The 24,664-nt window shown below is 59.9% G+C and carries 15 protein-coding genes and 3 pseudogenes; 12 read left to right on the top strand and 6 right to left on the bottom strand.

The window, feature by feature from the left end; genetic code table 11:
- Positions 1-7: 7 nt before the first annotated feature.
- The gene (locus OHD58_RS27425) at positions 8-1,135 is read left to right on the top strand and encodes a PLP-dependent aminotransferase family protein (RefSeq protein WP_263806795.1); all 1,128 of its coding nucleotides are present in this window, start codon (positions 8-10) and stop codon (positions 1,133-1,135) included.
- Between the two features lie 265 nt (positions 1,136-1,400).
- On the opposite strand, the gene OHD58_RS27420 is transcribed toward OHD58_RS27425, so the two are convergent.
- Positions 1,401-1,577, bottom strand: a complete 177-nt coding sequence (locus OHD58_RS27420) for a hypothetical protein (protein WP_263806794.1) — start codon at positions 1,575-1,577, stop codon at positions 1,401-1,403.
- A gap of 216 nt (positions 1,578-1,793) precedes the next feature.
- Here OHD58_RS27420 and OHD58_RS27415 point away from each other — a divergent pair, with 216 nt between their 5' ends.
- The 7 genes from OHD58_RS27415 (at position 1,794) to ssuD (ending at position 10,009) form a co-directional block, all read left to right on the top strand.
- Positions 1,794-1,955: a hypothetical protein gene (locus tag OHD58_RS27415; protein ID WP_156788635.1), complete on the top strand. Its 162-nt coding sequence runs from the start codon at positions 1,794-1,796 to the stop codon at positions 1,953-1,955.
- Positions 1,956-2,279: 324 nt separating this feature from the next.
- Positions 2,280-3,365, top strand: coding sequence for an HlyD family secretion protein (locus tag OHD58_RS27410; RefSeq protein WP_263806793.1), 1,086 nt, complete (start codon positions 2,280-2,282; stop codon positions 3,363-3,365).
- 33 nt (positions 3,366-3,398) lie between these two features.
- Entirely contained in the window at positions 3,399-5,555 is a 2,157-nt protein-coding gene (locus tag OHD58_RS27405; protein ID WP_263806792.1) for a peptidase domain-containing ABC transporter, read from the top strand.
- Between the two features lie 543 nt (positions 5,556-6,098).
- On the top strand, positions 6,099-7,106 hold the full coding sequence (gene tauA, locus OHD58_RS27400; protein ID WP_263806791.1) for a taurine ABC transporter substrate-binding protein: 1,008 nt from the start codon (positions 6,099-6,101) through the stop codon (positions 7,104-7,106).
- Between the two features lie 67 nt (positions 7,107-7,173).
- Positions 7,174-7,968, top strand: a complete 795-nt coding sequence (locus tag OHD58_RS27395) for a taurine ABC transporter ATP-binding protein (protein ID WP_263806790.1) — start codon at positions 7,174-7,176, stop codon at positions 7,966-7,968.
- A complete protein-coding gene (locus OHD58_RS27390) occupies positions 7,965-8,813 on the top strand; it encodes an ABC transporter permease subunit (protein ID WP_263806789.1) in 849 nt (282 codons plus the stop codon). The genes OHD58_RS27395 and OHD58_RS27390 overlap by 4 nt, the downstream gene beginning before the upstream one ends.
- Before the next feature lie 44 nt (positions 8,814-8,857).
- A complete protein-coding gene (gene ssuD / locus OHD58_RS27385; protein ID WP_263806788.1) occupies positions 8,858-10,009 on the top strand; it encodes an FMNH2-dependent alkanesulfonate monooxygenase in 1,152 nt (383 codons plus the stop codon).
- Positions 10,010-10,480: 471 nt separating this feature from the next.
- Here ssuD and OHD58_RS27380 read toward each other — a convergent pair whose 3' ends face one another.
- Positions 10,481-11,911: a hypothetical protein gene (locus OHD58_RS27380; protein WP_263806787.1), complete on the bottom strand. Its 1,431-nt coding sequence runs from the start codon at positions 11,909-11,911 to the stop codon at positions 10,481-10,483.
- 200 nt (positions 11,912-12,111) lie between these two features.
- Positions 12,112-12,327 (bottom strand): annotated as a pseudogene (locus OHD58_RS27375) (ATP-binding cassette domain-containing protein); the annotation flags it as partial.
- A 278-nt stretch (positions 12,328-12,605) separates the two neighbouring features.
- On the opposite strand from OHD58_RS27375, the gene OHD58_RS27370 reads away from it, so the two are divergent.
- Positions 12,606-12,884, top strand: a complete 279-nt coding sequence (locus OHD58_RS27370; RefSeq protein ID WP_263806786.1) for a hypothetical protein — start codon at positions 12,606-12,608, stop codon at positions 12,882-12,884.
- Between the two features lie 487 nt (positions 12,885-13,371).
- On the opposite strand, the gene hemN is transcribed toward OHD58_RS27370, so the two are convergent.
- Both hemN and OHD58_RS27360 read right to left on the bottom strand, forming a co-directional pair.
- Entirely contained in the window at positions 13,372-14,703 is a 1,332-nt protein-coding gene (hemN, locus tag OHD58_RS27365) for an oxygen-independent coproporphyrinogen III oxidase (RefSeq protein ID WP_065518348.1), read from the bottom strand.
- 1,633 nt (positions 14,704-16,336) lie between these two features.
- A pseudogene (locus tag OHD58_RS27360) lies at positions 16,337-16,610 on the bottom strand (TauD/TfdA dioxygenase family protein); the annotation flags it as partial.
- 383 nt (positions 16,611-16,993) lie between these two features.
- On the opposite strand from OHD58_RS27360, the gene OHD58_RS27355 reads away from it, so the two are divergent.
- Entirely contained in the window at positions 16,994-17,887 is an 894-nt protein-coding gene (locus OHD58_RS27355; protein ID WP_263806785.1) for a transposase, read from the top strand.
- Between the two features lie 556 nt (positions 17,888-18,443).
- A complete protein-coding gene (locus tag OHD58_RS27350; protein ID WP_263806812.1) occupies positions 18,444-19,604 on the top strand; it encodes a porin in 1,161 nt (386 codons plus the stop codon).
- Between the two features lie 510 nt (positions 19,605-20,114).
- Here the strand turns inward: OHD58_RS27350 and OHD58_RS27345 are convergent.
- Positions 20,115-20,306: pseudogene (locus OHD58_RS27345) on the bottom strand (transposase domain-containing protein); the annotation flags it as partial.
- A gap of 144 nt (positions 20,307-20,450) precedes the next feature.
- Between OHD58_RS27345 and OHD58_RS27340 the strand changes: the two are divergent.
- Entirely contained in the window at positions 20,451-24,593 is a 4,143-nt protein-coding gene (locus OHD58_RS27340; RefSeq protein WP_263806784.1) for a Ulp1 family isopeptidase, read from the top strand.
- Positions 24,594-24,664: the final 71 nt, after the last annotated feature.

Genomic DNA, 24,664 nt, shown 5'->3' with positions numbered 1-24,664 from the left:
AGCAAAGATGTCGATACGCAGCCGGATTTCCACTGCATATAGCGCTTTCGATTATTCATCGACCAAGCAATCGATCAATTTTGCGTACGGGCTTCCCGATCCGGAAATGTTCGGGAAACTGCGATGGCCAGAGGCAATCTCGACACACACCGGTGTCAGCTTCTCCGATCTGCTGCAATACACCGATGGCAGCGGCCTCCCGCAATTGCGGGAGAAATTGGCCCACCAGCATGCAGTCGCGTGCGACAACGTCCTTATCACCAATGGCGCATCGCAGGCACTACAGCTGATCGCCGATGCAGTGCTCGACCCTGGCGATGTAGTGCTGACCGAAGACCCGTCTTATCTTGGCGCACTACGGATATTTTCGATTGCTGGTGCCACGATGGTTCAATTAGGTATGGATAAGGATGGTGTTGATCTCGGTCAACTGGAAGAGGCTTTGCGCACGACTGGGCGGGTCAGGCTGTTCTACACCGCGCCAGTTTTCCACAATCCGACCGGACGCCGTTTTTCAGTGCACCGTATGGGCCAAGTAGCAGCCCTGCTGGCAAGGTATGGCGTGCTCATGGTGCAGGATCTCGTCTATGCAGATCTACCATATGACGACCCACCACCTGCAATCATTGCATCGGGAGAGCATGTGATCAATGTATACAGTATCTCAAAGATCGCCGGACCCGGGCTGCGGGTGGGCTGGGTTGTGGCGGAAGCGCAGATGATAGCGCAGTTGACGCGCCTGAAATGTGACGGCGGCGTCAGCCCCGTAGCGAGCAATGTCGCTCTTGCGTTGTTGGGGACACCGGAATTAAAGGCACATATTGCTGGACTTCGGCAACATTACCGTCACAAGCGAGACAGCATGCACGCCCTCCTGCAGAGCTGCACGTTCTGCGAACCATCATACGAGGTGCCTCTGGGGGGATTTTCGTTCTGGGTACGGCTAGCTGGCGCTGTAGCCCCTGCAGCTTTGTTGGAGTCCGTCAGGAAGAAGTATGACGTGCATTTGGTAGAAGGATACCGTCATGGTCCTACTTCCCGGCAGCACGTCAGACTCTGCTTCAGCTATATGCCGATGGAAAAAGTGCAGTCTGGCCTGCGCGACATTGAGGCAGCCTATAAAGGCCTCTTGTAGGCCCGTGTAGCCAATTGAGCGATAATCGTGCCCGCGCTTGCGAATTGTAGTCTGGGAAAAACAAGGCGGCGTCCCCGGCGGGTCGGGAGGGTTCACGAATGCCGGGCGGCCATAACGACAGATCATGGGCCGATATCGGCCTTGGAGAAAGTGTACTCGCCGCCCTTGTAGACGACCGCCGGCGTGTCGTGGCCGCGGGGTGTTCCGACTCGACTCGCGTTCGCCAAACTCAAGCAGCGCTGGCTCGCGACATTCTACTCACCAGCTACTGCACCCACCAGCCGCGCAGCAGTGTAAGGCTCACCATGCCTGCAAGTGCGCAGTCGCCATGCTCGACATACTTCAGCCCGCCGCGATCCTGCTCGTAGATCGCGCCTACGACAGCAACGTCATTCGCCACCTGGCGGCGCAACCAGGTGCGTGCATATGCTTGCGTTGACACAGTGCTGTCGGGTTTGTCGCATCCTCGACACGGTGTGTTCATCCGGTGCCCTGCCGCACTCCCAGCTAAGCTGCTGAATAGAATGCGAAACAGTTTGCCTGAGGCGCTTCCTGCGCGGTTGGCACGACTCTTGATGTTCTCGTTGTGCGGCGGCACACGCGCCGACCGGAAGCACTGATTGATCCTCGTATTTGATCTCTAGGAAAGGAGACCACAATGAAGACGGACATGTCAGCCTATGGCGTGAACGAACTGGCACCTGAAGAAGCATCTGCAATTTCGGGAGGGGTATTCTGGGCACTCGCTTTCGTGGTTTTCGGGGTCGTGGGCCTTGCAGCTGTAAGTATAGCGGCAAACGCGGTCGGTGGGCGTCGCTGATTATTCCTCGTATTTGATCTGTTGGAAAGGAGACCACAATGAAAACCGATATGTCAGCTTATGGCGTGAACGAACTGGCACCTGAAGAAGCATCTGCAATTTCGGGAGGGCTATTCTGGCAGATAGTTTGGTCAGCTTCTGCGCTACTCGCTTTTGCAGCTGCAACTATAGCGGAAGGGGCAGTACGCGGGAGGAACCGCGGTTAGAAAATGAGTGCGCAAGCTAGCTTTTCTTCATACTGAACACAGATCGGCAGTTCCCCTTCCTCCTGAAATTGCCCGCTACACTGTAGAGAGCATTCTCTCCCGACGATCAGGACGATCTTTGATCATCTATTGGATGATTGTGCTCTCTGTGGTTGCGACATTGGGGTCGCTACCACTCATCACCGTAACGGTCTCTGCCCAAAGTGCCGGTATCATTCGCCCCACGATCGAGAAGACGCCCCTGATCGCACCTGTCTCCGGACGAATTTCCCGTATCCTTGCCGTTGAGAACGATCCCGTTGCTCAGGGGCAGGAGATCCTCAGCCTCGATGATGAGGTGGTCGAGGAAAAGCTCCTGGCGCTTACTGGCGACATCCGCGCTAAAAGCGATCTTGCCCGTGACCTCGAAACCCTGATCTCCTCCGGCACACAGGCCAAGGACCCGATCCGCCTCCTGACCGAGTTCGCCACGGCGGAGCGGGCACATTTTCTCAACCTGCTGCGGGAGAACCAATATGCCCGCAGTAATGCGGCAGCGGAACTCGACCGCGCTAAGCAACTGCTCTCCGCTGCCGCAACGCCCGCAAAGGTGGTTGACGAGAAGGCTTTCGCCCTCCAGAGCATTGAGATTCAGGGCGAGATCCTCGCCCGGCGCAAATCCGCTGAATGGAACCAGCAGCTCTTCGATATTTGCCTACGCCTCAAGGAACTCACGGCCACCTTGCATCAGCTCGAGAACGAACGGGATCTGACCCGCATTCGAGCCCCCGTGTCAGGCGCTATTGAGGAATTCTCCGGCCTCACCCCCGGTAGCTACATCCAGGCGGGGCAAACCGTCGCTTGGGTCTCGCCGGACGGCGGACTGGTGGCGGAAATCTACGTTTCCCCCAACGACATCGGCTTCGTGCGGCCGGGCCAGTCGGTGCGGCTCCAAGTGGATGCCTTCAACTACAATCAATGGGGTGTCATTGATGCGACAGTACTCGACGTGGCGCAGGACTTCACCCTCCATGACAGGAGCCCGGTCTTCAAGGTCCGCTGCGCGCTCTCTCGCAACTATCTCGTTCTCAAGAACGGCGTCACCGGTCACCTGAAGAAAGGCATGACCGTGCGGGCCCGCTTCCTCGTGGCCGACCGCACCCTCCTGCAACTCCTCTACAATGAGATCGACGATTGGCTCGATCCGCTTCTGGCGGGCCGCTGATCCTTCATTTTTCCAAAACGCCAGCGAGCCGCCATGTCGAGCAAGGTCATCAAGTTCAAGCAGCGCGACATCACCGATTGCGGGGCCGCCAGCCTTGCCTCTGTCGCTGCCTTCTATGGCCACAAGCAGCCATTGTCGCGCATCCGCCAGTATGCCTCGACCGACCGCTCCGGGACCACCGTGCTGGGCCTCACGGAAGCGGCCCGGAAGCTGGGGTTCGTTGCCAAGGGGGTGAAGGGCGGCTTCGACAGCCTATACAAAATCCCCAAACCCGCTATCGCGCACGTCGTCGTCAAGGAGGTCCTTCACCACTTCGTCGTCATCCAGTCGATCGACGCGAGGTGGATCACCGTCATGGACCCAGCCTATGGCGAAATCCGCAAGATGCCACACGAGGAATTCAAGACGCAATGGACTGGCGTCCTGGTGCTCTTGGTTCCGGCAGACACCTTCAAGCGCGGCGAAGAGACCACCTCGCCCCTCGCCCGCCTCGCCAGTGTGCTTGCGCCACACAGGGCGGTGATGGCGCAGGCTCTCGTCGGGGCACTGGTGACGACAATCCTCGGCCTCTCGACGGCTATCTACGTCCAGAAGGTCGTTGATCATGTGATCACAGCGGGCAACCGCAACCTCCTCAACCTGATGAGCGTCGCTATGGTGCTGATCCTGGTGGCGCAGATCCTGATCAATCTCCTCAGAAACCGGCTCGTCCTGCAAACGGGGCAGAAGATCGATGTCTACTTGATCCTCGGCTACTACAATCACATCCTAAGCCTGCCCCAGAAATTCTTCGACAGCATGCGCATGGGCGAAATCGTCTCCCGCATGAACGACGCGGTGAAGATCAGGAGCTTCCTGAACGACGTGTCGATCAACATGTTCGTCGACGTGCTGGTGATACTGTTTTCGTTCGGGCTGATGTGCATCTACTCGTGGAAGATCGCCTTGGTCGTGGCGATCTCCATCCCGTTGTACCTCTTCGTCTATTGGACCATCAACCGGCTGAATAGGAAGCGCCAGCGCGCCATTATGGAGAATGCCGCCGATCTGGAGGCGCAACTGGTGGAATCACTTGGAGCTGTCTCCACGATCAAGACCTCCGGCATGGAGAGCTTCGCCAACTTCAAGATGGAGACCCGCTTCGTCAAGATGCTGCACTCCGTCTACAGCTCCGGCCTCATCTCGATCTTCGGAGATAATGCCTCGACTTTCGTCTCGACCATATTCACCATCGTGCTGATGTGGTTCGGAACGACGCTTGTCCTCGATCAGACCGTAACGCCCGGCGAATTGCTGTCCTGCTATACGTTGCTTGGCTATGTCACCCGACCGGTTGCCAGCCTGATCCAAACCAACCGGATCGTTCAGGATGCCTTTATCGCGGCGGATCGCCTGTTCGAGATATTGGACCTGGAGTCGGCAAGCGGCGGGGGCATCGATGCCACCAAGTCCGACCTTGGCAATGTCTGTTTGGAAAACGTGACGTTCCGCCATGGCGCGCAGCCGCATCTTTTCGAGGATCTCAGCGTCACCTTCCGTCGGGGCGAGATGACGGCCGTGGTAGGGGAAAGTGGCTCCGGCAAGAGTACCCTTGCGGCGCTGCTGCAGAATGTCTACCCGCTTGAGGGTGGACGCATCCGGATCGGCCCCTATGCCCTCCAGGACCTCTCGACCGAATCGCTGCTCAAGGTTGTCGCAGCGGTACCGCAATCGATCGACGTGTTCTCGGGCTCGGTGATCGAGAACATCGCCCTTGGCGAGTTCGAGCCGGACATGGAGAAGATCCTGCAAATCTGCGATCAAATAGGGCTACGGGAGTTAGCTGAGCGCTGGCCCGGTGGCTTCCAGGCCTATCTTGGCGAGAACGGCCTACGCCTCTCCGGCGGCGAGAAGCAACGCCTTGCATTGGCTCGGGCTCTCTACCGGGATCCAGAGATCCTGATCCTCGACGAGGCGACCTCCTCTCTTGACTCGATCGCCGAAGCGTTTGTCCTGGGGGTCGTTGAAGATCTGCGTCGGGCTGGTAAGACCATCGTGGTCATCGCTCATCGACTCAGCACCATTCGTGGGGCCGACAAGATCGTGGTCTTGGAAAAGGGGCGGGTTGTTGCGGAGGGAAGGCATGCTGATCTGCTGACAGCTGAAGGCGCTTACGCTCGCCTGTGGCGGGCGCAAACCGGATCCAGTTGACGGGTTCAGGTGGGGGTTATCGCAGAATTTCCGGGATCCTAGGCACGACGACCATTCCAGGCAGGCGATTGGGCGCCGCCTGGGCGGGCCACCTCGACAATCTCCTGAACTCCGGCGCAACGCAGCGAATTCTCACGATTACCATTGTAGGAGGCGAGCCAGCGTTCGAGACTGGTGGCGAAACCGGATGGAAGTTAGCTTTGTCAATTCCTTATAGCGGGACATAACCGAGAACCACGCAGTAGGTCGCCTCGTGTTAGTCCCGGACGATAAATTGCTATGATGCTGCGAACGCTATTGGTCTTAACAACCAGCGCGCACGCCACTGAGCCCATAAACCCGAGTAATTGAGAACGCCGCGTTTTGGGGCGGGCATCATTTCTAGAACGGCTTCGTGGCCTTTAAGCTGGTCAATTTTTCAACCCAAGACGCGTTTTCAGGATTTCATTTCTGTTAAGTCTATAAAATTAGTGGACTATAATGCGTGGTCCCCACGATGGGGCTGGCAATCGAGGCCATGACCTCCTTCAAAGGATTACGCCCATGCGAAAACTGATTTCCGCTGCCCTTGTCGGGCTTGCCCTGGCTGCCAGCTCCGCCGCAGCGCTTGCCGCCGACAAGAAAGTCGTCATCGCCTACCAGACGGGTGCCAATCCATACAATCTCGGCATTGCCAATGGCGATCTTGCCAAGAAGACCGGCTGGGACATCGAATTCCGCCGCTTCAATTCGGGCGCCGACATTTTCGCCGCCATTGCATCCGGCGACGTCCAGATTGGCGATGTCGGATCGAGCCCGTTCGCCGCTGCTGTCAGCAGGGGCATCGACGTGAAGGCGTTCTACATCTCCTCGGTCTCTCGTGACGGCGAAGCCCTGGTGGTGCGGCCCGAGATCAAGTCGCCGGCCGACTTGCGGGGCAAGAAGCTCGCCGCAGCACCCGTCTCGACTGACCATTACCAGCTTCTCGCCGTACTCAAGCAGGAAGGTATCACGGAGAAGGAAACCCAGGTCATCGCCATTCCGCAGCCCGAAATCGTCGCTGCCTGGAAGCGCGGTGACATCGATGGCGCCTTCGTCTGGGATCCGGCACTCTCCGAACTCAAGAAGAACGGAAAGGTCCTGCTCACAGCCGGCCAGGTCGCCGATCGTGGCGCTCCGACCTTCAGCGCACTTGTCGTGACCGGTGAATTCGCCAAGGCCAATCCCGACTTCCTCGGCCAGTATGTCCGGCTGATCGATGGCTACACAACGTCATACCTGACCAACCCAGCTTCCTGGGGACCGGACTCCGAGAGCGCCAAGGCGATCGCCAAATTGCAGGGCGGCACGGCGGCCGAGAATTCGGAGCAGCTGAAGACGACGGTTGTTCCGCCACTCGATGAGCAGGTTTCCGATAAATGGCTGGGCGGTGGTGACAAGAGCGCCGTCGCGAAAATCCTCAAGGACACTGCGGGCTTCCTGAAGGACCAGAAGAAGATCACCGCCATCAAGGACAGCTACGCCGCAGCCGCCGACCCGCAATATGTGCAGGCCGCCAAGGCCTCCAACTAGACATCCCTGAACGACATTCGGTTCTGGCTGGCGGCAATCTCGCCAGCCAGACTGCCTGGAGGCCACCATGCTTCGAATTCGCGACGCCAGCGTCACCTTTCCAGCTTCCGACGGCCAGGACGTTCACGCGCTCGATCACGTCTCGCTCGACATTGCACCTGATTCCATTGTCGTCGCCGTCGGTGCTTCCGGATGCGGCAAGTCGACATTGCTCAACGCAATCGCCGGCTTCTTGCCGCTCACCGAGGGCACGATCACTCTGGATGGAAAGGAGATTGTCGCGCCCGGCGGCGATCGTGGTGTCGTCTTCCAGAAGGATACCTTGTTGCCCTGGGCCAATGTGCTGGAAAATGTTGCTCTCGGCCTGAAATACCGGGGCGTGCGGCGCAGCGAACGCCATGAGCGATCAAGGCGTCTGCTGGAACTGGTCGGGCTCGCCGATTTCGCCGAAAAGCCGCCCTATGAACTGTCCGGCGGCATGCGCCAGCGCGTCGGCATCGCGCGAGCCCTGGCCACCGATCCGAAGATCCTGCTGATGGATGAGCCGTTCGGCGCCCTCGACAGTCTGACGCGCGAGACAATGCAGCAGCTTCTGGCCTCGGTCTGGGCCAAGACCGGCAAGCAGATCCTGTTCATCACCCATTCCATCGAGGAAGCCCTCACGCTCGGCACGACCATCGTTGTGATGTCTCCACGACCTGGCCGTATCGTTGCCAGGTTCGAGGCCGATTTCGTCCGCGAGTTTGCCAGGAGTGGCGACATCGGGCCGATCCAGTCCCACCCTCGTTTCATTGAACTGCGTCAGGAAATCCGCTCGCTGATCCACCAGCCGGAAGGCGCCCGCACAGGAACCTTGCAATGACGCTTGCCGCCAATTCTCCGACTTCGTTCCCACCTTCGACGACCCAGCGCAGGCCGTCCCTCCGGCCACGCCGATCCGCGTCGACAAGCACGCTCGGCATCAGCTTGGTCACGCTGGCTGCGCTGATTGCGTTGTGGTTCATCGCCGCGCGCTTTGGCTGGGCGTCGCCGCTGTTCCTGCCGTCTCCGGCCGAGGTGCTGACCCAGTTCAGTGCCGTCTGGGCCGACGGTTATGCCAACGGCACGCTTCTCGACCACACACTGGCAAGCCTGGGCCGTATCGCGGCGGCGCTCGGCGTCGGCATTTTCCTTGGCATTCCGCTTGGCCTGCTGATGGGCCTCAATCGCTGGGTCAAAGGCATCTTCAGCGTGCCGATCGATCTCTACTGGGGCTTGCCGCCGCTGGCCTACCTGCCGCTGCTGATCATCTGGCTGGGCATCGGCGAGACTTCCAAGATCGTGCTCCTGTCGCTGTCAACCTTTGCCCCAATCTGCTTTGCCGCACAGGCCGGTGTCCGGTCAGTGCCGGTTGAACGCATCAATGCCGCGCTGTCGCTCGGCGCCAGCCGGCTGCAACTGTTCACCACCATCATCCTGCCGTCCGCATTGCCGGAAATCATGACCGGCCTGAAGATTGCCATCGGTGCCGGATTGTCGACGCTGGTCGCGGCCGAGCTTATCGCGGCCCAGTCGGGCCTTGGCTACATGATCATGTCGGCCGCCAATTTCCTCGCCACCGACGTCGTCTTCGTCGGCCTCATCGTCATCGCCATCCTTGCCTTTGCCTTCACCAGCGGCATGCGCTGGCTGGAGCACCATCTCATCCCCTGGAAGGGCAAGCTCTGAAGCTTGCCTGCCCACACATTCCAAATCGCTGAAGGAACAATCCGATGCCCAGCAAGCCGCTCGACCTCTACTGGTACCTGCCGACGCATGGCGATGGACCGTATCTCGGCACCGACGAGCGCCACCGCCCGGCAACCTTCGGCTATCTCAAGGAGATCGCCCAGGCCGCCGACCGGCTTGGCTTCAAGGGCGTGCTGCTGCCCACGGGGACGCGGTGTGAGGACGCCTGGATCGTAGCGGCCGGGCTGATCCCGCTCACCGAACGGCTGAAGTTCCTCGTGGCGCTTCGGCCGGGCAGCGGAACACCGGCCCTGTTTGCCCGTCATGCCGCCACCTTGGACCGCATCTCCGGCGGCCGCGTCCTGCTCAATGTCGTCACCGGTGCAGATCCAGCCGACCTCGCCGGCGACGGCAACAAGCTCGGCCATGACGAGCGCTATGCGCAAACCGACGAGTTCCTGACCATCTGGCGGCGGATCCTTTCGGGTGAGCCAGCGGATTTCGAGGGCAAGTACCTGTCCGCCCACGGCACCGACATTTCCTTCCCGCCGGTTCAGCAACCCCATCCGCCACTCTGGTTCGGAGGCTCTTCCGACGCCGGCATTGCAATCGCCGCCAAGCATGTGGACGCCTATCTGAGCTGGGGCGAACCGGTGGACCAGCTTGCTGAGAAGATCGATCGCGTGAGGAAAGCAACGGCTGCACAAGGCCGCACGATCCGTTTCGGCCTTCGCATTCATCTGATCGTACGCGAAACGGAGGATGAGGCCTGGGCTGCCGCTGACCGGCTGATCAGCCACGTCACCGACGACCTGATCGCCGAAGCCCAGAACGGATTTGTCCACATCTCGGAATCCGTTGGGCAGAAGCGAATGTCGGCACTTCATCAGGGCCGGCGCGACCGGCTGGTTGTCGGTCCGCATCTGTGGGCTGGACCTGGGCTGGTGCGTGGCGGCGCGGGAACGGCGCTGGTCGGCAATCCCGACAATGTTGCAGCGCGCATACGTGAGTATCAGGACATCGGCATCGAAACGATCATCGCGTCCGGCTACCCGCACCTGGAAGAGGCGTTCAACGTCGCCGAACTGCTTTTCCCCAAACTCGGGTTGAGTGGCGAAGCCGCACCCGTGGAGCGAAGCTGGGACGTCGAGTTCGGACGCGGTGTGCCTTCCAAGGTCGCAGCATCCGCATCGTAGGGCACGCCATTTGTTAATTCGCCAAGGTTGGCTTCAAGCGACAAACGGAAGTTTCGGCAACTTAGCGCGCGCCGTACCAGCGGCCCACCAGCCGATTGTCGGCCTCTGATTCATAGGTGAACTTCCTGAGGCTCTCACCTAATAGCTGCTCTGCGCAGCAGTCGGTCGTTGAGGTCAGCTTTGCCGATCTTTGACATAGTCTTCCAGGACGATGTGGTGGGTGGGTCTAGAATGCGCTGAACCTGGCACGCATTACGATCGGCAGCCCATTCTCTGTCTTGCCGACAATTAGATGCGTGGCCCCAGGAGGCAAAGAGCCGTCGGGATTGGCCTCTACGGCTTCGCCCCGTTCGATCAAACCTCGTACGAACGCCGCTTTCTCGGCGTCGTCCGGGACGATTAGATCGGCCTCCCTTTTAGATGGCACCTTCGCTCTCTCAATCAAGTTCCACTATCATATTGCCCAACTTATCATTGGCATCTACAGCCGCAATCGAATAGCAGCCTATCCAAGCGCGCGCCGCCGGGGGCCATCACCAGCCGATGTGACTTTAGGTTATGTCCGTGATCCAGCCGAGCCTCAGGCAAGACCACCTTGCCATAGTCCACGCGACCTCGGCAAAACAGATCGTCGACGAACATCTGAGCCGCGGTCGCTGCGCCCAGAGGCTGTACCGAAGACAAGTCGCCGGCCGCGCTTAATGCGACGAAATGGCAACTCTGAGATGGCGTCTTGACGAAGAGCACCCCGCTGATGCCGTAGTCGTCTGCGGGCAACGCTGTCTCGGCCAGGTCTTCCTGTGCGGTAGTGGGGGCAGCCACGGCAGCTCGCGCCGGCGGCACATGGGCAATACTCGCTGCGGAGTGCAGAGAGAGGATCAAACGACGCACGTAGATTGCCTTGATGATCGGCGGGTATCTGGCATCCACCGAGCCAGCTGCGATCACCATATTCGCGGCCACTTGGGCGTACCAGTTGGGCACCACCGGCGAAGCTTTGATCGCAGTTATGAGAATGCCAGCCAGATCGCTTGCAACTGATAGCAATTCAGCCTCCGTCGGCATCGCCGGATTTTGCGCCTTGGCGGAAAGAGCCGTACCGAGCGACTCGAAGAACGCGCCTGTAAAAACTCGCGAGAACGAGTGCGGCTCGGAGGAAAGGTGTGCTGCCGGAGCGGAATTGGGGAGCGTGCTCGGATCTTGGTACGCAAAGGAATTCACTGCGTTGCGCAGGCAGTCCGCATCTACAGTGTCCGGATGCCGCGCGCGGATGGCCGCTCCGAGCTGCTCAGCGAGGCGAGAAAGCCGTGAGTTCCTGTACAGGCGGCCGCATGTATCCTCCAGTATGCTGGTGCGGAGCGACGGTAGCTGGATGGCCGACAAGATGGCGCTGATGTCCGCGAAAGATTCATGGAATGCCGCGACTTCCTGGCTGCCTACGTCCCACAACTCCGGCTTGAAGGAGTCCAACACCGCGTGTCCCATCTCGTGGCAAACCACATCGGGGCTCTCTCCCGAATAGACGGTGCCCGTTGGAGAGTGGCCGTGGAAGAAGTTAAGCGCCGTGCGATCATAATAGGCGTTGAGATCGACTCCTTCGTCGAGGATGACCTTCAGCGTCGCACCGACCTGCCACTTCGTCAGCGGAACGCGCGCCGACCAGAAGTCTGCGCCCCGTCGCAACGCTTCGGCTGCAGTCCAATACCTGAAATCGGCCGCTCCGGGAGGATATACGCTTGGCTTTGGAGCAGGCTTGGGAAACCCAAAGGCAAGAGGCTTCCTGGAAAGGTCTGGAATGGGTCGGCTAACCAGTACCCCCGTTCCAGGATCGTCCTCCCATACGGAAACCGAATTGCTTCCCTCCGTCTTGGCCGTCTTCATCGAACCTTTCGCCTTCGCCACTGCCTCCTCCTCTTTGGTTTCGATTGAATGGAACTTCGAACTGCTCGCCGCAGCGGTGCCAAATTGGTGCTGTCCGCCTACGTGTGTCGGAGAGCGTTCCACGTCGCAATTAGGAGGCAAAGCGGACACGTTCTGGCAGCAATTTGGCCACAAGACGCGATGGAGCATCAACCGTGCCGCGCCGCCTCAACCGCGGCGACGGCGACGTTGCGGAGCACTGTCAGCCAGAGCAGCAGGCGTGGTTCCTGGAAGATCAGCGCGCGTTCGGCAGACCCCATGCACCGGTTTGCCGTCGATGGCGCAACGGCCGCTGTCGGCGGTCTCCAGTCCGACAAGAATGCGCGACAGCATGGTCTTGCACGAGCCGCCGGCGCCGTGATGACCAGGCATTCGCCCGACCGGACGTCGAGGGATAGCGGCGAAGCATCGAAGGACTTTTCTACACTAGCGGCACGGTGCTGGTCTCGCGGCTCGGCTACAATTTCTGGAACACGCCGCGCTACCGCATCGCTGCTCTTGTCGGGCTACAATTTCTGGAGCAAGAGCTACGACGCCGTCGGTTGCGCGCAGCGGATTTGCGTACCAGCCATCCCAACCAACGTCGGTATCATCAGCCAGGACAACGATTGGCATCGCTGCGACTCGGCCTGGCCGGCAGACGCAACTCACCGAACGACTCAGCCTCTCTGGCGACGTGGCGTTTCGGTTCACGCGGCTTGACGGCAAGGATCGCCACCATCTGCGCCCCGGGATCAACCCGCTTCCCGACGACGGCGACGGGCATGGCGTCCAGCTCGAGGCGGTGTTGAACTACAAGGTCACGAATTTGTTCAAGATCGGCCGCTGCCAATGCGCGGCATCTACTGGCACCGCGCATTTCGAGGAGACGCCGCTCGGGGGGAGGCCGAAGGAACTGCATTGGGAGGCTGAGCGGTATGGCGTGTTCGTGCAGGCAGGCCTCAAGTTCAACTGAGAAAGCACCGCCAGCACCAAGTTGCCGTTGGACAATCCACAGTGTTGTGAGAAGCCGCATGCTCACACTCTCCTCAACTGCACCAAGACGGCTGAGGCTCGCGAATGGGGACGGCAGCTGCGGCAGCTCGCACACGAGGCGTACGCCCTTAAAGCGCAATCACCGTAGTTGGACGGAGGAGGTCTAGCACGCGGTCCCGAAGCGGCTGCCATTCCCTGCGCAGATGGAACTGTTCGGGGCGTGGGCGGAGCAGCGGTCTCGGCCTATCGCGGTCGCACGGGGTGCGCTCGCCCTCACGGTCCGACTGAATGGCTGCCACCGGCGCTGTATGGGCTTGATTTCCAGATTCGCGCGCGCGAAATCGGCGGGAGGCGGAACGCCCCGTTTAGTTGAAGTCGCCCTGGTCTTACCTTCTGCAACGGCCAACGCCGAGGTATCGTCGCCCTGCAGAACGGCCCGGAGACCTGTCCGCCCATAGGGCGCGCCGTTACGGGACAATCCGGTCGAGAAAAGAATCGAATGCAGCAGCAACAGAGCGAACCACAAATCGATGCTCCGGCCGCACGCGGATAAAACCCTTTTCGATGTCCACTATCCCGTCCTCGGCCAGCATAGCCAAGCCTTTAGCTGAATCGAGCAAACGGATCGTATCAGATCCGTGGGCGGCACAGATTGCAGGCACATCGGCCTCGAGATCGCACATTAGTCGCTCGATGATTGCAGCTCGCACGCGGTCGTCGTCGCTAAGGCGGCAGCCCTTTGACGTCGCCAGACGGCCAGCTGCGACGTGTCCGATATAGGACTCCCGTGTAACCTCATTCTGGACGTACCCCTCGCCGACACGGCCGATAGCCGACGCGCCGAAACCGATCAGGGTTTTGCAGGTGTCGCCCGAGTAGCCCAGCGAGTTGCGCCGCAGGCGACCGGTTTTCTGGGCCAGCGCGAGCTCGTCATCCGGCAAGGCGAAATGGTCAAGCCCGATCTCTCGGTAGCCGGCGGCAATCAGCGTCACGGCCACGGCCGCCTCCTGTTCGGCGCGGGCAGCGCTGCCCGGAAGAGATGCGTCCTCGATGAGGCGCTGATTCTTTATGAAGGACGGAATGTGCGAGTAACCGAACACCGCGAGCCGGCTGGGGCGCATGGCGACCGCCGTCCTCGCGGTCTCGACGCAAGACTGCACCGTTTGATGCGGGAGACCGAAGATGAGGTCGAAGTTGATGCGGCTTATTCCGTTGCGACGCAGCATTTCGACGGCGGCCACCGTTTGTGCTTCACTCTGGACCCGGTTGATCGCTTTTTGAACAATGGGGTCGAAGCTCTGCACGCCGAGGCTCGCGCGGCTGACGCCGGCTGCTCCTAAGGCATCGGCCATCTCGGCCGTGAGCGTGCGTGGGTCAATCTCGACGGCGACCGTAGCTGTTTTCGTGAGCGCAAAGCGGTGGCGCAGGAATCCCATCAGAGCGAGGAAATCAGCTGGCCCGATGAGAGTCGGCGTTCCGCCGCCGAAATGAACGTCGCTCACAGGCAGCGCCTGCGGCGCTCGTTCTGAGACCAAACGGATCTCGTCAAGCAGCACCGCCAGATAGTTGTGGATCGGTGCATTATGGCGGGTGATGGTGGTGGGGAAGCCGCAATACCAGCACATTGATCGGCAGAACGGAACATGGAAATAGAGTGACACCGGATCGTCAGCCGGCAGGTTCCTGAGCCATTCCTCATAAGCCTCGGCTCCAACCGCCCCAGAGAACTCCGACACAGTCGGATAGATGGTGTACCAAGGCAGGCGGGCCTCGCGATATTTTGTCAGTGAGGTTTGCAACAGGTACCGTTCCTATGCTGATAACTGTCATCCCTACCACCGCGCTCGCCTGTGTCTTTGCGCTATGTCAGTCCGTTCCGTCTTCACAAAACCTGTATTTCGCAGCAATCTTTTGGCTGGATGGTGATGGTATGAGCACCTCGCCGTCAGCGACAAGCGCACCATCACCTTCCCAAAGACACCGCCCCGCGTCCCCACGTAGTGTGAAGGCGGTTGATCGCTCATTTTCAGCATGAATCATGCGGAGAATCCTATGAGCGACAGTATGAGCCATCATCGAACATTCGAGATTTTGACGGCGGAGCCTGTGCGTCCCGACGATTGCGGAAGCCGGCCGGGAAGGAGAGGTTCTCTACTTCGGTGAGGTCGATGCATCGGACACAAGCATGCGCCGCGTTATCTAACGGATCGCCGCCAAGTTCGATCGGATCCACCTCTGCTACGAGGCGGGCTCGCACGTACGGCCCTATGCCGCCACGCTAACCGCAACACACGGCTGCGCAAATCGACCGGCCCCGGCGATCGCCTGTTGCCCAATCCGCCCTCAGACGCGCAATTCTCAACCGAGGACTCTAGCGTCAGCCGGTGCCGAAGCCGGTCACAGCATTTTGTCCGAGTCCGATTGACGACAATCTGTGTTCAGATCCAGACATCCTAGGGGTTAGGATCAAGCCGGCCAGAGGGCGACTCCTCCGATTTGTGGTCGCTGCTCACAACCCGTTTGGTGGCACGCCAATTGCATATTCATAGCCATGATACGTGTTCCGACATGGCTCGTCGCGCAGTCTTTAGCCCAGGAGTTCACATGACATTCGCCCGAACGCAATACAGGCTGCGCATCCCATGGGACCCCCCAGCTCGGTTGGATCTCGCTGCGATCGGCAGACAGGATTGCCATCCCGAAGACCGCTTTCAGCCTGTTGTCAGCTGGGGCTGCCATAAGGGTTCTCGTAAAACAAACATTCAGGAGAACTTATGACTCGACCACATGAATATCGGCCGCTTCGCCGGCTGTCCCAACGGGACATAACACCAGATCCTCTTCAAATCCGTGATGATCCAAAAGGAAAACGAAACATGCCTACCTCAGAAAAAGACGCTGTGGGGCGCTCGAGGCTCCAGAAATTGCGGTCTCGCTGGCCACGAACGATCCTTGCTGCCACGGCGTTGGCCATTGTAATGACCGCTCCAGCTCCAGCCGTCACCCTAGACGTTGACAAGCACTACTCCGACCAAAGCTGGGGTGTTGAAAGCTGGAAAAGCTGGAGTTGTATACTTCGGCTCCTTTGCATTAGCGATCCACAGGTGAAATGATCGCTGTCGCAGGGGAAATGGGCAGAGCGGCACAAGACGCCGTTCGCGTCGCTCAAATACATAAACAATCCCATGTTTCTGGCGCCGAGTTGCAGGCGGGCGACATGGTGGGGCGGCGATGGACCTGTACCGCAGCAGCGTGGCCATGAGCAGCGACCCGAGCCCTGCGCCACGCTGCAGGACCTCGATTTCGGACCAAGCCTCAAGTCAGCAACTCGCCTTGCTTCTCGGAAAGCATAAGGCGTTGTGGGGCGGATAAGCAGCGCGATATGGCCGCAGCGATCACGAAGCTTCATGATCTTTTCCCCTGTTCAGACGGTCAGGCTGCCTTCGCCGCCGGCTTGGCTGCCTTGACATGGGTTATACTGCGGCGACCTCGACGCCGACCGGAACGTCACCGTCAACCGTGGCGCGACGCACGACCCGGTGCTGGTCGCCATAGTGTTAACCGCATGATGCTGGGTAGCACGGTTGTCCCAGATAGCGACGTCGCCTACTTGCCAGCGCCACCGCACGGTATTTTCCGGGGCAGTGACGTAGGACTGGAACACCTCGTAGAGTTTGGCGGAATCGCTCTTGGAAAAGCCTACTAGCCCGAAAAATTCAGGGTGGTTGGCGGATGTGGCGCAAGCCGTTGAAATGACGTAGGATTTGGTTGCTAAAGCCGATCCGAATCATTTCCCGGAGACCACACCCGCCAACCACCTTGAATTTTTCGGGTTAGGTAGCAAACGCCACTACATCCCTGGAACGCCGTTCGAAGGTAAACCTGAAGAAGGACCAATTTAGTTGCTGCCTTAGGGGCCGTTCGAAGTACCCGGATTCTGCTCTACCCGGGAATGACCACAGCATTGAGGCCGGCAGCGCTATCTTTCGGGATCCGAAAGATAAGGCTTCGGATTGTTTGCGGGCGTGGCGCGAGCCAGCGGCCAATCAACTCTCCAAGCGATGGCGGACAAAGACGGCAGGGACCATGATGACGTCGGGTGTCACCGTCGCCGACGGGACTACCACCGGCACCATCCTCAATCAGCGCAGAGCTGTCCGTGCTTTCCTGAAGAGCTACAAACACATCGACCTTGTCGTGTGCGAGCCGACAGGCGGCCATGAAAGCCTGCTGCTCGAAGAGTGCCTGCGCGCCGGCATTGCCTGCCATCGCGCCGACACGCTCAAGGTCAAGAGCTACATCCGCTCCTTCGGCACGCACGGCAAGAGCGATGCCATCGATGCCGCGATGTTGAGAGCCTACGGCCGTGAACGCTGGGCAAAACTGTCCCTTTGGCAAGCTCCGGACCCCGACGAGACCCGCTTGCGCGCCCTGGTTCGCCGCCGCCAGGAACTCATTGCCATCAAAATCGCAGAGAAGAATCGTGCCAAGGCACCTGGCGGCCGCAAGCTCGCGACCTCTTTCGAGGCCGTGGTCAAAGTCGTCGAGCGCCAGCTCCAAATCATCGATGTCGAGATCCGCGAACTGATCGCCAACAGCAGCGCCCTTAAGCATCGAGCCGCCATCTGCACAGCCATGGACAGTCTCGGCCCGATCGTGGCGGCTAAGCTCTTGGCTATCCTGCCCGAACTCGGCTCCATGACACGCCGTAAAGCTGCAGCCCTTGCTGGCCTTGCACCACACCCAAACGACAGCGGACAAAAGCAAGGCTACCGAAAAATCCGCGGCGGACGCCCTGATGTCAGAACCGCGCTGTTTATGCCGGCCCTGCGCGCCGCAGCTGGAAAGGGCGAATTCGCCCCCTTCTACAAACGCCTCGTCACCAACGGCAAAAAGCCAATGCTGGCAATCGCTGCCGTCATGCGAAAGATCATCGTTACCCTAAATGCAAGACTAAGGGACGCCGCCATTTCTCAGAGTTGATGACGCTTACTGACCGGGCCATGCATGCCGGCCTCGCTCGTGACCATCATGTCGCATCAGTGGGGCATCTCGCCTGACGCACCAGAGGCGCCACTGAATGATGTCTCAATGTCGAGGCTCCAACAAACAGAAGCTGTCGTCATTGAACGAAACTGTCGCTTATCGAACGGACGAACCATATTCGAGACGTTTGCTTTCGTTCTCAGCCCTGACCCTCAAGGCAAAAAAGAAGCAAGCGCTATCCAAGGTCCGCCGGCAAACTTGAGTGTCAGCGCGCAGCTACGTTGTCAGGATGGCACGTCACTTGCACGGTCAAATCTAGAAACCGTGACGGTCTGCTCACAACCAGCGGAGAAAACAACATGAAATAACAGCCTATTGCGCAAGTATATGGCTTCGATTCATCACATTTTTTCTTGAACCACCATCGTGACAGGTGGGGAACACGGCGAAAAGCGCAGCTCGATCCGCACCGTTATCGATCCTGGGATCGTGGGACAGGGAAGGATTCGTGTTCGACGTCCTTCCCTTTTTAATCTTTGAACGGAGATCAAGAATGAACATTAGGAGCCTTCTCCTCGGCTCGGTTGGGGCCATGATCGCCGTTTCCGACGCTCGCGCCGACGCCATCGTCGTCGCCGAGCCAGAGGTCGCTGAATACATCAAGATCTGCGACGTCTACGGCTCGGGCTACTTCTACATCCCCGGCACCGAGACCTGCCTGCGCACCGGCGGCTATGTCCGTTACGACATCGGCCTCGGCGATGTCGGATCCTATGACCACGCAAGAACCTCGGCCGTCGGGGCCGGCGAGGATCAGGGCACATGGCAAAACAACACGCGCTTCACATTCCAAACTTGGACCGGCCAGGAGACCGAACTCGGCACGTTGAAGACCTATACCGAAACCCGCATGAACTTCGGTAACCACAACCCTTCGGGTCCGGACAATCCTCATGATCATGCCTTCAACGGAGGCATCACCTTGACTTACGCCTGGATTCAGCTCGGTGGCCTCCGAGTTGGCAAGGACTGGTCGGCCTTCGACATGTTTATTGGCTGCGCGGGCGACGTGTTCGATCAGATGCTTGTTCCGTACGGCGCCTTCGATACCAATGTGGTTCAGTACTATTTTGACGCGGGCAATGGCTTTTCGGCCGTGATTTCCCTCGAAGAAGGCTCGGACGCGGTCGGCACCATCGACGGCTACGTTCCGCACGTAGTCGGCGGCGTGAAAAACACACAACACTGGGGCGCGATCACCGGCGTTGTCGCTTACGATAGCAACTACGACTCTGTGGCCAGCAAGGTCCGTGTCGACGTCAATGTCACCCACGAACTGTCGCTTTTCGGAATGTTCGGCTACGGCTCCAATGGCAAGCTCAACGATGACTCCACTAACGCAAGCGACGCTCATGGTCGCGGCTTCTACAAACATTGGGGCGGCAACTGGGCATTCTGGGCTGGCGCCAAATACAAATACAACGAGACAACTTCGTTCAACGTTCAGCTCTCGGGCGACCAACTCAAGAACTATGGTTTCGCTACGAACGTCGCCTATACGGTCGTTCCAGGTTTCACGATCACAGCCGAAGTCGACTTTGACCACTACGGCGACTTCCCCCTTGCGATGGTCGACCCTTCCAACGTGAACTGGACTAACGCCGACAAAAAGAACAGCGTCGGCGGCATCCTCCGTTTCGAACGCTCATTCTGACGGGATTGACCTTGCATCGCGGTGGCAATTGAGCGGACCAATCCCGCAACACTCTAAGAGAACAACGCATGGAAGCGCGGCGAGACTGGAAGCCTCGACCTCAGGCCGCTCCATGTTCGAGATCTGGTCCTCGACGATTGTGCAGGCCACATTCATCGCTCGGACGTTCATAGCCAGGGCACGCGTGAGCTTGTTTCGGTCGTGCAAGGAAGCATCAAGGTCCCCGTCGGCTCAGAGACAATGACATTGCACGCAGGCAAAGCTGCGGCATCGTTGCCAATCTAGCCGCACTCCTATGCCGCGGACGATTAGCCTATTTCGTTTCGCTGGCAGTGCTCAAACTCGGAGACTCGTCCAGGATGATCGGCACCGGGTTGCCATGAGCGACTGCCCAGACAAAGTGGCGCCGAGCGCCTTGACGGGATGGGCGTTCAAACCGTCGATCCGGGCTTTGGTCGCGCGGTGACCGTCGATCACGGTGACCATTTCCGCAATCGCGCGACAGCGGTGTCAGAAGGCACTCGACGTGACCCATCGTGCCCATCGTTCCACACTGACAGGCGCGTTCGGCAGCCTACGCTTCCATTCCCAGGGCAGTAGTTCGTGCAGACGCGAGGCGGGAAGATCGGCTATGCGGGCCAGGACGTCGGCAAGCCAGGCTTTCGGGTCGACGTCGTTGAGGCCTGCCGTGGTGATGAGGGTGTTCGAGCGCATCAAGCAGCATGGACAGCGCCTGCATCTGCAACGCGATGCCGAACGGCAACCTGGTTGTAGAATCCCCATGGCCTCGGGTGAGCAGCCCACACCGGATCGCAGACTGTTCTCTTCGAGCGTTCGTGAGACGCTTTGCAGACGGCGAGGATTGTCAGCTTCTCGACAGCTTGCCCGAGTAGTTTTGAGCCTCCGGTGACCTATAAACGTGAGACCAGCTTGGACCTACCTAACTTCAATCCAACGGATCCGGCTTGGCGGGAGACGTTCGACGCCATGCAACGGCAGCAGGCGGCACACGCCGGGCACAATGGCTTTGAGCAGCACTTGCTGCGCGAGGCGCGCCGAGCCGATGCCGCGCCCGTCGCAGGGGTCCATGCGCCTCGGGACCGCTGTTATCCTCGTCTGTCTGATAAAGACCGGAGCCTCATCGACGCGGCGGTCAAAGCCGGGGTTGCGCGCCGGGATCTGAAAGGGCAAACGGCCAAGAGTTATGCAGCGACCCTTCGCAGATTAGCGGATGATCTCGGGTCGCAAGGCAAGACGCTTTCTGCGCTCGATCACCAATCCTTGATTGCTTACGCTAAAAGTTTCTTTGCCCATGACGGGACAATGGTGGCCGCGTTGACGGTGCTTCGTAAGCACCGCGATCCCAGCGCTCCTGCTGGCGGACGTCTGCGCAATGAACCCCCTGTGGAAGACAAGAACCTCATCGAGGGGGCTGTAAAGGCGGCGGCGGCGCGCCGGGGATGGCTACCGAGCACGGCCCGGCAGTGTGATAGGACTCTTCGCAGATTGGCGAAATCTCTCGGCCCTGGCCAAACGATTACTGCACTCGATCACAATTCCTTGGTCGCACATGTCAAGTCATTCGGGGACCGGGATAAGGAGGCAATGAGAGCCGCGCTGACGGTGCTTCGTGAATATCGTGAGCCCGGTACTTTAGCTGATCGCAGGCCTCCCCATAATGGTCCCTCCATGGAAGGCGGGCGCCTCATCGATGATGTGGCTCGTGTCGGCGGACGCCCAGAGACGACACCCGCCACCGGGTTGAATATCATTCGTGATTGCCGCAGCAGCATCTGGAAGGGTCCTTTCGGGGCGGACGGCTCTCGGCAGGCGGAGGAACAGGCCGTCCAGTCGCCAGTGCTGTCTGTCAATCCAGAGGAGCTTCGGCGACTGTTGGACGATCAACCCGACCGCTCGCGGTCAAGTTTCAATTCAGCGGAGCTTTGGGAGGGGGTGGATCAAGCTGGTCAGCTGCCAGCCGACAGTTGGGGCACGGCGAACTTTTGGCAAGGTGTGCCCTCACCTCCCTATTCGCCGGCAGGCGCTGTTGATCAGCCAAGCCCAGCCCTCCCCTCGCCGGGGCTGGCTGTCAATCCAGAGGAGGTTCTGCGAGGGGCGGATCAGCCGGAGCAGTTGAGACCAGCGAAGAGGCAGAGGACGCTGAGCAATCCCCAAGGGGATGCCATTGAGCGGCAACTGAGCGCGATCGGCAATTCAGGCGGTCGCGTGCTGCAGGCCCCCATCCATCAACTGGCTTCGTCGTCAAGGGAAGCGCAGCCCATAATGCAGGGGAGCGGGCAAGATTACATACCAGCGCCGCACGCCGGAGGTGGTGGGGCGATCTTAGGCGCCTCGGCGCTGCAGCCGGATCGTTCAACAACGGTTTGCGTAGGTGGCGACAAGCGTCCTCTTTATTCCGAAGATGCGTCCCTCATGGAGGGTCTCAGGGCGGCACTCATCGCCCGTGGGGCCAAGGACGGCACCGTCACGCTCCATGTGAATTGTCTTCTCAACTTCAGTCGTTGGCTCGTTGAAAACGACAAGCAGGGCATTGCTCCTCGGCTTCACGACAAGTCGCTGGACGACGACGTCAAGGAGCTCGAAAGAAACGGGGGGTCGTCGTCCATCGTTCCGGCTCTCAAGTATCTGAAGACATACCAGGCGGGCGCACCCGCGCCAACGATAGGACGTACTGTCCCGACTCCTTATCCCGACGACGCGGCCCTCATCAAAGAGTACAAATCAGCAGCGCCTGCGAGCGGGCTCAGTCCATATACCGCCATGAACTACGCAAGTGCCCTTAGCAGTTTCGGTCACTACCTGCGTCAAAACAACATGCCGGGCATTGCTGCTCGGCTTCATGACAAGTCGCTGGATGAAGATGTCAATCGCTATCCCAGTACCGACAAACGGGCCAGAATCGCACTGGCTCACCTTCGCAAGTCACTGCCGCGCAGCGAAGCGTTGGAACCTGAGCGCCAGATTGCCCCCGTGCCGCGCGCTGCCGGATCTCCAGTGGCCCTCCCCGGGGAAGGTTACGATCAGGATCAACTTTGGGAGATGCTGGAAGAAGCTGGCCCACCGTCTTCCCTCGCGCCAACCGCGCGCCATTCCCAGGCCCCGGATTTCGGAGAGGCCGTTCGTCACTTGAACTGGCGCCACGCCCACCAGCGCGCGCCAGACGAGTTGATCGCTGCGCTGGACAGGAGCAACCTCATGCCGAACCAGGAGGTTCAACTGACCAGCTTTTTGATTGATGGCGAGCGCTACACGGCGGGTTGGTTGCCGCTAGGGGGTAGGCCGAGAACCCCACTCAATCCGCGAGGCGTTGCCATTCGCCTCAGATATCGACCGGAAGCCGCTCCGCTGCCCAACTCGCGGCCGGGGAATCCCACCTGGCCACAGCTGTTCGACCGGACGATGGAACCACCCAGGGCGGTTTCCGCAAGGGCTGAGGGGGCGGCAGGACTGAATGACGTTCAGCTCGTCCATCACGCTGAAGTTGGACCGATGAGTGAAGCTGCGTCAGCGGCAACGCCGAGGGCTCCGTCGGACATCTACGGCGGCCTTGACTCTCTGGTTCATTTGCCGGTCACTCCGCAGGAGCTGCGGGATGATGCCCACTATGCGCCGGGGTTTCCGCGCCTACCATCCGACGTTCAGCTACAGCTCGTCCATCACGCCGAAGTCGGGCCGATGAGTGAAGCTGCGTCAGCGGCCACGCCGAGGGCTCAGTCGGACATCTACGGCGGCCTTGACTCTCTGGTTCATTTGCCGGTCACTCCGCAGGAGCTGCGGGATGATGCTCACTATGCGCCGGGGCTCCCGCGCCTACCATCCGACGTTCAGCTCGTCCATCACGCCGAAGTCGGGCCGATGAGTGAAGCTGCGCCCGCGGCCACGCCGAGGGCTCCGTCGGACATCTACGGCGGCCTTGACTCTCTGGTTCATTTGCCGGTCACTCCGCAGGAGCTGCGGGATGATGCCCACTATGCGCCGGGGCTCCCGCCCCTACCATCCGACGGTCAGCCCGTCCATCACGCCGAAGTTGGACCGATGAGTGAAGCTGCGTCAGCGGCAACGCCGAGGGCTCAGTCGGACATCTACGGCGGCCTTGACTCTCTGGTTCATTTGCCGGTCACTCCGCAGGAGCTGCGGGATGACGCTCATTATGCGCCGGGGCTCCCGCGCCCACCATCCGACGTTCAGCTCGTCCATGGGCCGATGAGTGAAGCTGCGTCAGCGGCAACGCCGAGGGCTCAGTCGGACATCTACGGCGGCCTTGACTCTCTGGTTCATTTGCCGGTCACTCCGCAGGAGCTGCGGGATGACGCTCACTATGCGCCGGGGCTCCCGCGCCCACCGTCCGACGCTCAGGTCGGAGCTTTGCATCCGACAGCCTCGCTCCACGATGGCGGCGGGCTGGAGCTCGGCGCCAGTGAGTGGCTGGCCGACAAGCATATCTTGGCGGATTACGCGCTCCTGGCACAGGATCTGCAGAGGGACAATCCTGATCTCGCCGCGCGGACGCGGCTCGTGGATCCCCTCGTAGCCCTTTATCATCTGCGCTTGGGCGCCGAGATCCTCGCGCTACGCGCATTCCAGCGCATAGTCCATGATCAGAGGGGTAACGATACAGCTGACTTCCTGTTTATGCCAGTAAGCAATGCCCAAGCTGATCGCCCCGGCGACCACTGGTCGCTGTTGCTCGTCGACCGCCGTGTGCGGGAAAGCCCTGTCGCCTATCACTACGACTCCGCCCGCGGGTACAATGACCAGCCCGCAGCAGAGTTCGCAGCAAGGCTGGGCGCTCGCCTCGAACCAGCCCGCATGGCCCAGCAGCCGAACAGTTATGATTGCGGCGTCTTTATGGTCGACGGCACGCGGGCTCTGGTTAGACGATTGGCGCAAGGATACCAGCCAGCCGTGCTGCACCTCGACAATCTCGTCGCCGACCGGCAGGCACTCCAGTACCGACTCAGGGGCTGACGTCGGTTTCTGCCCATATATATGGCCGGAAGAAGCGACCAGTTGTCGAAAGCCGACGGGGTCAGACATGC

Source organism: Mesorhizobium sp. ZC-5 (assembly GCF_025753855.1).
In the GTDB taxonomy this organism is placed as follows: Bacteria; Pseudomonadota; Alphaproteobacteria; order Rhizobiales; family Rhizobiaceae; genus Neomesorhizobium.
This window is presented reverse-complemented; position numbering and strand designations above follow the sequence as displayed.

Bases quoted from the DNA above. Each gene is read 5' to 3' on its own strand.
- OHD58_RS27425 (WP_263806795.1), top strand. From the start codon at position 8: ATGTCGATACGCAGCCGGATTTCCACTGCATATAGCGCTTTCGATTAT.
- OHD58_RS27415 (WP_156788635.1), top strand. From the start codon at position 1,794: ATGAAGACGGACATGTCAGCCTATGGCGTGAACGAACTGGCACCTGAA.
- OHD58_RS27405 (WP_263806792.1), top strand. From the start codon at position 3,399: ATGTCGAGCAAGGTCATCAAGTTCAAGCAGCGCGACATCACCGATTGC.
- tauA (WP_263806791.1), top strand. From the start codon at position 6,099: ATGCGAAAACTGATTTCCGCTGCCCTTGTCGGGCTTGCCCTGGCTGCC.
- OHD58_RS27395 (WP_263806790.1), top strand. From the start codon at position 7,174: ATGCTTCGAATTCGCGACGCCAGCGTCACCTTTCCAGCTTCCGACGGC.
- OHD58_RS27390 (WP_263806789.1), top strand. From the start codon at position 7,965: ATGACGCTTGCCGCCAATTCTCCGACTTCGTTCCCACCTTCGACGACC.
- ssuD (WP_263806788.1), top strand. From the start codon at position 8,858: ATGCCCAGCAAGCCGCTCGACCTCTACTGGTACCTGCCGACGCATGGC.
- OHD58_RS27355 (WP_263806785.1), top strand. From the start codon at position 16,994: ATGACGTCGGGTGTCACCGTCGCCGACGGGACTACCACCGGCACCATC.
- OHD58_RS27350 (WP_263806812.1), top strand. From the start codon at position 18,444: ATGAACATTAGGAGCCTTCTCCTCGGCTCGGTTGGGGCCATGATCGCC.